This window comes from Nitrospira sp. BLG_2 (genome assembly GCF_049222245.1).
This window is the reverse complement of the sequence record NZ_JBLYIG010000127.1, coordinates 1-8,568: the sequence shown is the minus strand read 5'-3', so window position 1 is coordinate 8,568 and position 8,568 is coordinate 1. Positions and strand designations below refer to the sequence as shown.

At 54.8% G+C, this 8,568-nt stretch carries 10 protein-coding genes; 5 read left to right on the top strand and 5 right to left on the bottom strand.

Annotated elements, in window-relative coordinates:
* On the bottom strand, positions 1-725 hold a 725-nt coding region (locus ACOSYY_RS03715; protein ID WP_526023275.1), incomplete at its 3' end, for a chorismate-binding protein.
* A 95-nt stretch (positions 726-820) separates the two neighbouring features.
* On the opposite strand from ACOSYY_RS03715, the gene ACOSYY_RS03710 reads away from it, so the two are divergent.
* From ACOSYY_RS03710 to atpF, 4 genes are all read left to right on the top strand, one after another.
* Positions 821-1,129 carry an AtpZ/AtpI family protein gene (locus ACOSYY_RS03710; RefSeq protein ID WP_421660923.1) on the top strand — a complete coding sequence of 103 codons (309 nt, stop codon included), beginning with the start codon at positions 821-823 and terminating at the stop codon, positions 1,127-1,129.
* 8 nt (positions 1,130-1,137) lie between these two features.
* Positions 1,138-1,887: a F0F1 ATP synthase subunit A gene (locus ACOSYY_RS03705; RefSeq protein WP_421660922.1), complete on the top strand. Its 750-nt coding sequence runs from the start codon at positions 1,138-1,140 to the stop codon at positions 1,885-1,887.
* Positions 1,888-1,923: 36 nt separating this feature from the next.
* A complete protein-coding gene (gene atpE / locus ACOSYY_RS03700; protein ID WP_421660921.1) occupies positions 1,924-2,154 on the top strand; it encodes an ATP synthase F0 subunit C in 231 nt (76 codons plus the stop codon).
* Between the two features lie 70 nt (positions 2,155-2,224).
* Positions 2,225-2,731, top strand: a complete 507-nt coding sequence (gene atpF, locus ACOSYY_RS03695) for a F0F1 ATP synthase subunit B (RefSeq protein ID WP_421660919.1) — start codon at positions 2,225-2,227, stop codon at positions 2,729-2,731.
* 23 nt (positions 2,732-2,754) lie between these two features.
* Here atpF and larE read toward each other — a convergent pair whose 3' ends face one another.
* The 4 genes from larE to rlmN are packed head-to-tail and all read right to left on the bottom strand — an operon-like array spanning position 2,755 to position 7,463.
* Positions 2,755-3,564, bottom strand: a complete 810-nt coding sequence (gene larE, locus ACOSYY_RS03690) for an ATP-dependent sacrificial sulfur transferase LarE (RefSeq protein WP_421660918.1) — start codon at positions 3,562-3,564, stop codon at positions 2,755-2,757.
* Between the two features lie 19 nt (positions 3,565-3,583).
* Positions 3,584-4,966 (bottom strand): M16 family metallopeptidase, encoded by a 1,383-nt coding sequence (locus ACOSYY_RS03685; protein ID WP_421660917.1) that lies wholly within the window; start codon positions 4,964-4,966, stop codon positions 3,584-3,586.
* Positions 4,967-4,973: 7 nt separating this feature from the next.
* Positions 4,974-6,356 carry a M16 family metallopeptidase gene (locus tag ACOSYY_RS03680; RefSeq protein ID WP_421660916.1) on the bottom strand — a complete coding sequence of 461 codons (1,383 nt, stop codon included), beginning with the start codon at positions 6,354-6,356 and terminating at the stop codon, positions 4,974-4,976.
* A 21-nt stretch (positions 6,357-6,377) separates the two neighbouring features.
* The gene (gene rlmN, locus ACOSYY_RS03675) at positions 6,378-7,463 is read right to left on the bottom strand and encodes a dual-specificity RNA methyltransferase RlmN (RefSeq protein ID WP_421660915.1); all 1,086 of its coding nucleotides are present in this window, start codon (positions 7,461-7,463) and stop codon (positions 6,378-6,380) included.
* Between the two features lie 138 nt (positions 7,464-7,601).
* Here rlmN and ACOSYY_RS03670 point away from each other — a divergent pair.
* On the top strand, positions 7,602-8,568 hold a 967-nt coding region (locus tag ACOSYY_RS03670; RefSeq protein WP_421660914.1), incomplete at its 3' end, for a tetratricopeptide repeat protein.

Here is an 8,568-nt window from a genome sequence, read left to right as displayed (position 1 = left end):
TAGATGTCACCGGCTGCAATGTATTCCTGGCAACGTCTCACGTTCTGGCTATAAATTGCCCGGTCCTGCTCCGGCGTAAACGTTGGGCAACCGAGATTATTCCAGTAAGTGTCCATCTTATCATGCCTGGTCAAGCGGGCTTCGAATTCGGCCAGTCGATCCTTCCCTTCGCGAAACAGCTTTTCCCGAGGCTCGCCCAAAAATCGTTCAAGCGGTGGACAGAACATGAGCACCAGACGGTTCCGCTCATGGTCGATCGCCGCCACAAGATCGAACAATGCGAACTCCAGATCAGGGCCGGCAAGGTCATCGAAGGCCAAAGAAGGCAGTCTCTCGAATTGGCGGGCGAGATCATAACTCAGGTAGCCGACCGCGCCGCCGAAAAATGGCGGAACATCGGGAGGACGAACGATCCGTTGACGGTTCAGGAAGTGCGCTAAGCTTTGGAACGGAGTTGTGCCTGTGTCGATACGGCCTTGAATCGATCGGCACACAAACGCCTCGCTCTTTCCATGCACTGTCTGATAGGGATCGACGCCAAAGTACGAATATCGTCCCATGGCACCCTCACCGTTGCCGCTCTCAAAGAGAAACGAGGGGCGCCGGGTCGTGGCGATTTTCGCGTACAGCTCAAACGGACTTGCCGAGGGAGACGGGCCTGTCAGGACGAGAGGCGAAGGAGCACCATGCAAAAATGGAATTGACGACGGTAAGGTTCTCGGCATGGTCGGTACGTTTCCAATACGTAAAGAAAGATCACTATACCGTAGCGATTTCCGTGAGCATAGGCCTCTAACCGCTTGACATTCCAAGGATGGGTTTGCTTAAATTGCGCACCCCATCAGGGGCGGAGTTTTGCTCACGTGCTCTCGCCTTCCGTGGGTTTGGGATGCCCCCTCCACATGATCCCTTATACGCGGGGCTCGGTCAGGCCGTCCGAATCGGAACGGAACTGCTGGCTGCGCTAATCGTCGGGGGTGGACTTGGATGGATTGTCGATACGTATCTCCTCGGGACAACTCCGTGGGGACTCGTCATTGGGCTGGTCTTCGGTCTGGCGGCAGGAATGAGGACCGCCTATCGATCCGCACAGCGATGGCAAGGCCCGCCGGATAACGCGAATAGGTAGGGATAGTCATGGAAGAAAGTCCGCTCCATCAGTTCGAACTTCATAGTTGGATCCCGATTTCGGTCGGCGGGTTGGATATTTCCATCAATAAGGCCGTCGTCTTCATGTGGATTGTTGTCGCCCTCGCGTCGATGATCATGGTGATTGCGGGATCATCGCGCAAGCTGGTGCCTGGTAAATTGCAGAGTCTGGCGGAGATGATGGTGGATTTCATCCGCAACATGATCATCGATACGATGGGGAAAGACGGCATGCGGTTTTTCCCGCTCGTCGCTACTCTTTTTGTGTTTATTCTTTTTTCAAACTATATCGGATTGATTCCCGGCACCTACACGGTCACCAGTCAGATTGTCGTGACGGCCGTCTTCTCCTGTCTGGTGTATGGACTGAGCTTAGTCGTCGGATTCTGGTTGCATGGGGCAAAGTTTCTAGGAATACTGGTTCCACCGGGTACGCCCGGATGGCTGTTGCCACTGATGATACCGATCGAGATCATCAGTCAGTTGGCACGGCCTATCTCATTGGCTGTCCGGCTCTTTGCGAATATGACGGCAGGCCATGTGATGCTCGCCGTTTTGTTCAGCCTTACGATCGGAGGGGGATTGCTGATCGGGTGGTTGCCTTTTGTGTTTACGGTGGCGATATACGGACTAGAGTTTGGTATCGCGTTCATTCAAGCTTATATTTTTACCATTTTGACGTGTGTTTACTTGGGAGACGCATTTCATTTACACGGCCATGAGGAGCACGCGCATTAGCGCATGCGGGTTTAGCCAAGGGAGGAGTAAGCCATAATGGATTCAGCAGCAGCAGGGTTGATCGGTATGGGATGTGCCGCGGCAGGATTTGCCGGGGCCGGTGTGGGGATCGGTTACATCTTCGGGAAGATGATCGAGGTGGTGGCACGCCAGCCTGAAGCAGAAGCTCGCGTCACGAAATATATGTGGATCGGGTTCGCGCTGGTGGAAGCCATTGCGCTGTATGGCTTGGTCATTGCCTTCATTATCATGGGCTTCCGGAAATAGGAGCAGGAGAGGTTTAGGTCAAGGTTGAGCGAAATTCTTAACCTCAACCTCAGCCTTTCTGATATGAACTATGCCACAGTTTGAATCTGATTTTTTTTCTTCATTGATTTTTTGGGAGGTCATCTCGTTCGGGATCCTCTTGTTTGTGCTTTACAAGTATGCATTCCCCGGCATCTTGAGCGCCTTGGAAGAGCGTGAAAAGAAAATTAAAGACAGTCTCGATCAGGCCGAGCAGCACCGTTCCGAAGCCGAGCGGCGACTCAAAGAATATGAAGCCAAGCTCAATGCGGCGGGGAAGGAAGCCGAAGCCATTCTCGCAGCGGCAAAGGAACGCGCGCAACGGTTGCTCGATGAAAACGAACAACGGTTGACCGCTGAGGCTGAGCGTATCAAGGGCGATGCGACGCGCGAGATCGAGCAAGAGCGTCGGAAAGCGCTACAAGATATTCGGACCCAGACGACGGAACTCGCTCTTATGGTGGCGGAAAAAGTGGTGCAGCGGAGTCTGACGGAATCCGACCAACGAAGATTCGCAGACGAAGCGCTTGAGGCTCTTTCGAAATCACATCCACGCTGAAATGTCGTGATCTGTGGGTGGAGTCAATTCAGGGTGACTCCACCTGGCCGATATCCCTCCAAATCCACCGTCACGAATTTGAACCCCAGCGCTTTCAGTCTCGCACTGATTTCTGCACACCGGTCTGATTCCATGAGTCGAGGGAGTTCGTCCTGCGCCAATTCAATTCGAGCGATCTCACCGTGATTTCGCACTCGAAAATGACGGAATCCCTCACGATTCAGCACTGCTTCCGCTCCTTCGACACGGCGTAATTGCTCGCTGGTGATCACGATCCCACGCGGGATTCTTGATGAGAGACAGGCAGCGGCCGGCTTGTCCCAATTCGAGAGCCCACATTCCTTGGCAAGGATGCGGATATCGGCTTTCGACAGTTCGGCTTCAACGAGCGGGCTGCGCACGTCCCATTCCCGAGCAGCCTTGATGCCGGGACGGTCATCACCCAGATCGTCCAAGTTGGTCCCATCGACGACGAACGCGGCGGCCCTTGATTGCCGCTCCTGTCCAAGAAGTTGGTACAGGTCGGTCTTACAATGAAAACAACGATTCGCGTCGTTCCTCACGAAATCATCAATGGTCAGTTGATCCGTCTGTACGGTTTCATGGCGGGCACCGATTTCCCGAGCGACCCGTTCGGCAGCTTCCAATTCAATCGCTGGAAACGTCGGTGAGATGGCCGTGATGCCGACCGCTTTTGCGTGGAGTTGGTCGTGTGCGATCTTAAGAACGAAGGTGCTGTCGATTCCACCTGAATAGGCCACTACGACCGAGCCCATCTCCGTCAAAAGAGTTCGGAGTCGATCGAGCTTCTGTTGGATAAGAGACGGTTGCATGGCGAGCGCGCTTCAGCTGCTAGTGACGAACTTTCGCCTTCGCGATGTTGCCGACCACGACGAGCGCGTAGCGCTGTGGGTCCAGATACTGCCTTGCCACGCGCTGCACATCCTCCTTCGTCACTCGTTCAATCCATTTAGGGTAATGGCTGAAATAGTCGAACCCCAACCCAAAAAATTCCACCTGTGCCAAGACTTGCGCCAACTTCGCGGTGGAATCCAGCCGTAAAGGAAAGCTGCCCATCAAAAATGCTTTGGCATCGGCTAATTCCTGATCACTGACCGGGGCCTCTCGAATCGTCTTCATTTCAGTCAAGACTCCGTTGATGGCCTGATTGGTAGTTTCAGTGCGGGTCTGAAGATTGATCCAGAAAGAGCCGGGCATCAATCGGGCGTCATAATGACTGGTAATGCCATAGGCGAGCCCTTGCTTATCCCGAATGGTATCCATGAGTCGTGACGAAAACCCCCCGGCCCCTAATACATGATTCATCACTGTGACGGCGTAAAAATCCGGATTGGTCCGACTGATTCCGGAATGACCTATCACAATGGTCGATTGCGTAAGATCCTTTTCGATGAGCTGCGCGACCTTTTTGTCGATGACAGCCGGCTTTTTGGCCGTTCTGGATTGCACTGCCCCTTTTTTCCAGGATCCAAAATGGGTTTGGACGAGTGCCGTCGCTTGTTCCGCCGTGACGTCACAGACAATGGTGAGGATGACTTGATTGGGAAGATATTCCTTGGCGTAGAAAGTCTGCACATCCGCCAATGTGATCTTGCCCAACGTTTCCTCAGTCCCGTTCACCGGCCAACGATAGGGATGGTTCTGAAAGACCAATTGATTGAAAGCTTTCATGGCGACATGCCCGGGATCGTCGTTATCGCTGGTAATTTCTCCAAGGATTTGCGCTCGGACTCGGTCAAACTCCTGTTTGGGAAAAACGGGGCGCTGAAGAACATCGGCGAGGAGCGTGAACCCCAGGTCGATGTCTTTCTTCAAGATGCGCGCCGACGCGGTCGTGAAATCTTCGTCCGCCTGGGCTCCCAATGAACCTCCGACAAAGTCGATCTGTTCTGCCAGCTGTTTGGAGGATCTGGTTGTGGTGCCTTCATCGAGGAGCCCGGCGACTAAATTCGCCAGGCCGGCCTTTTCGGTGGGGTCCTGCGCCGAGCCGGCCTTAATGAGGGCATGAATTTCAACGATAGGAAGGAAATGTTGTTCCAACACGAGAACGGTCATTCCATTCGACGTGGTGAATCTCGTGGGTGAAATGTCCGCTGCATCGCTTGGCGGCGCGCACAGTGCGCACAGGACCAACGCCACGACGGTTACTCGCCACCGTCGAATGGATAGCAGGGAAGGGGGATGGTGCTTCTGGAGTCTCCGATCGGTCGCCATGGGTGTCCTATGACTTCCCTTCATGCACGGCTGTGGGGGGCAACTCAGGAGGAGGCGAGGGTAAAGGAATGAGAATTCCAACGGTCCGTTTGTCCGGGATGAGATATTGCTTCGCAACACGCTGAATGTCCTTTGCCGTCACCGCGCGGATATGTTCCGCGAATTGATCGATCCGGCGCCAGCCCGCGCCGACGGATTCCGCTTGCCCCATCAACATGGCATAGCGAAAATTCGAATCTTGCTCGAAGACGCGCGCCGCTTCAACTTGATTCTTGGCCCGCTGGAGCTCCTGCTCGGACGGCGGCTCGTTCTGGAGCCGCACGATTTCACGCTGGAGGGATTCGTCGACCCCTTCGACCTTCGCGCTGGGATTCACCAATGCGTAGAAATAAAACAGGCCGGGATCCGTTTGCAGCACACTGTACTCGGCACCGACGGCCAATGAATTCTTCTGGTCATAGACCAAACTCTGGTAGAGGCGGGAGCTTTTCCCGTGAGACAGGATCGCCTCGAGAATCTCGAGAGCATACGAGTCCTCATTCGAATAGTTGGGCACGCGAAACCCCATCATGACAAACGGTACCTGGGCTTCTCGCTTCAGGAGAAACCGGCGCTCGCCCCGCTGTTCAGGTTCCGGCGTGAGGGTTTGCTTGGGTGAGGGCCCTTTGGGGATCGGCTCAAACAGACGTTTGATCGTCGGAAGGAGAGACTCGGCCTTAATATCGCCCACGACCACCAAGGTCGCATTGTTGGGAGAGTAAAAAGTATCGTAGTGGCGCTGCAAGTCTTCGAGAGACATTGCATCGAGATCGGCGAACCATCCGATGACGGGCCAATGATAGGGATGGCTGAGAAAGGCGTGGGCAAACAGCGCTTCAACCAGCGCACCCTGCGGGTCATCCTCGGATCGGAGACGGCGTTCTTCCTTTACGACGTCGCGCTCGGTTTGAAATTCGTTGTGATCGAGCGTGAGGCCCTGCATTCGATCGGCCTCCAGTTCGAGGGCCAGTCCGACACGATCGGCTGCGAGATTCTCAAAATAGGCGGTGAAATCTTGTCCGGTAAACGCATTATCGATCCCGCCGTTTTTCCTGACGATTCGTGAAAACGAACCTTTCGGATATCTGGCCGTGCCTTTGAACATCATGTGCTCGAGCATGTGCGAGAGCCCCGCCCGTCCCATGACCTCGTTTCGCGAACCGACTTTGTACCACACCTGCACCGTAGCCACTGGAGCCTTGGGTACCTCGACCAGCAGCACCTTCATACCATTTGAGAGGATGTACTCGCTCGTCTCCGCCCCGAGCGAGGTTGAGATCGAGCCGAAGACGACGAGAAGCGCCGCCAAGAAGTAGACGCGCCAGTGATACTGAATAATCCTCATGATCATGATGAAGGGGAATTCATCATGCTAGCAACGAGTTTCGGTAGGTGTCAAGGTGAGGGAAGAGCGGTGGTCCGAGATATCTCCAAGTTGTCCGCAGGCGCCGAAAACATCTCGTCCACGGCTCTTTCGAATAAACGCATCAAGGCCGGCGTCGCGGAGAATGGATTGAAAGCGAAGAATCGCCCGTTCGGGCGGGCGATGAAAAGGGCTGCCGGGGAATTCATTGAATGGAATCAGATTGACCTTGCACCGGATACTTCTCAGCAATTGCACCAGTCGACGGGCATCAGCCTCATGATCGTTTACATCGGCGAGCAGTACATATTCGAAGGTCAGCCGTTGGTGAGAGGCGAGCGGATAGCGGCGACAGGCAGCCAGGAGAGATCTCAGTGAAGCGATTTCGCTGGCGGCAGGCATCAACTCTCGCCGCTGTTCTTCGGTGGTGGCATTGAGCGAGATGGCGAGATTCACGCCAAGCGCCGCAACGTCCGGGAGACGGGATGCCAGTCCAGCCGTTGATACTGTCACGCGTCTACGCGACCATCCAAGACCCCACGGCTTGTTGGTCAAGACAGTTACGGCTGCCTTGAGATTGTCCAAATTGGCCAGAGGCTCTCCCATTCCCATAAACACGAGATTTGTAATCTGTTCATCGGAATTCAGCAAATCTTGTGCGGTGAGAATCTGATCGATGATTTCGTGAAGCTTGAGGTTGCGTTGAAGTCCCATTCGTCCGGTCAGGCAAAAACCACAATCCAACATACACCCGACCTGAGTCGACACGCAGAGAGTCAGCCGCTCCTTGTCCGGAATCAGTACGGCTTCAATCGACATGCCGTCGTTTAGGGTCAACAGCAATTTGCGCGTTCCATCTCGGGACGACAGGACCTTGACCTGCGGCGAGCGCCCGATCGTGGCTGATTGAGACAGTGTCAGGCGGTCGTGCATAGGGAGATCGGTCATCTCGTTGATAGTTCGAAGCCGTCGTTGATAGATCCAACGCAAGATTTGCTTTGCGCGGTAGTCCGGCCAGCGCTGCGCACGGACAAATTTCACCATCTGTTGTTCGGTGAGGCTCAAGAGCGTTGTCGCGGTACGGGGTGGAATCATTGGCGAGTCGGCAAATATCATTCGAAGTTAGGAGCCTATCATAGCGGCGGCCCTGCCGCATACGCCCATGTCATCATCGGTCCTGAAACTTCTTCCATTGTCCACGGCTCTGTATATAATGAACGCGAACGAGCCGTCATGAAGACCTACAATATTTATGATTTAACCGGTGGCTATGGGCTGGCAGTTGTGTCCGGCCTGGCGCTCGCGCTCGTAGGTGTCCTCTTAAGCGACGGACATACGGCGCAAGTTGAGACGTCCGAACAATCGACGACCAATGGTTGTACGACCGCGGAGGATTGTTTTGCTGCGGCGATCTGGCCGAAGGAGCGTCTGGGGCAGACGTTAACGAAAGATCAGGTGGTGGCGATAAAGTTAGAACGTCTCCGAAACGTGATGGACGGATTTCCAGCCACTCTGTGGGCCAAGCGTGCCGGGTTACTTTCCGGCGTGATTTTGATCGATCGGAATCCCGCAGGCGCTCTGCCATACCTTCGGGCAGCCCAGCGGGACTTTCCCGTACTCGACGATTATATCCGATTCTGGATCGCAGAGGCGTTGCTGCGCTTGGGGGAGGCCAAGGAGGCGGCCGGCATGTTTGAAGGAGTGCCGCAAGCGGTCCCCGATTCCAATCTACTGAATCTGGTAGCGCTCCGCGCCGGGGAAGCGTGGTATCAGGCGTCCAGCTGTCCGGAGGCCGTTGCCTGGCTCGTCAAGGCCGTCACTGTCAATGAGAAAGACCCGCAAATTCCTCAAGCATGGTTGCGGTTAGCATCTTGTTATCTCCGGGAGAATCAATCGACGGAAGGACGAGAAACGCTGAAGCAGCTCTGGACGAAGTTTCCGCAAACAAGAGAAGCTAAGGAAGCCGACATTTTACTTAGAGGTAATATTGGGGGGGTCTCATGGGCGCCGGCGCCTGAGATGCATTACGAGCGAGCCCAGGCATTCTTGGGACAGTCGCTGCACCCGGAGGCGATCGGAGAGTTGAAAAAGTTCTTGGCGCAAGATCCATCTTCGCCACTCCGCGGGGATGCCAAGCTCAAATTGGGAATCGCCCAAGTTCGATTGAAGCTTTACGATCAGGCACGCGACACCTTTCATG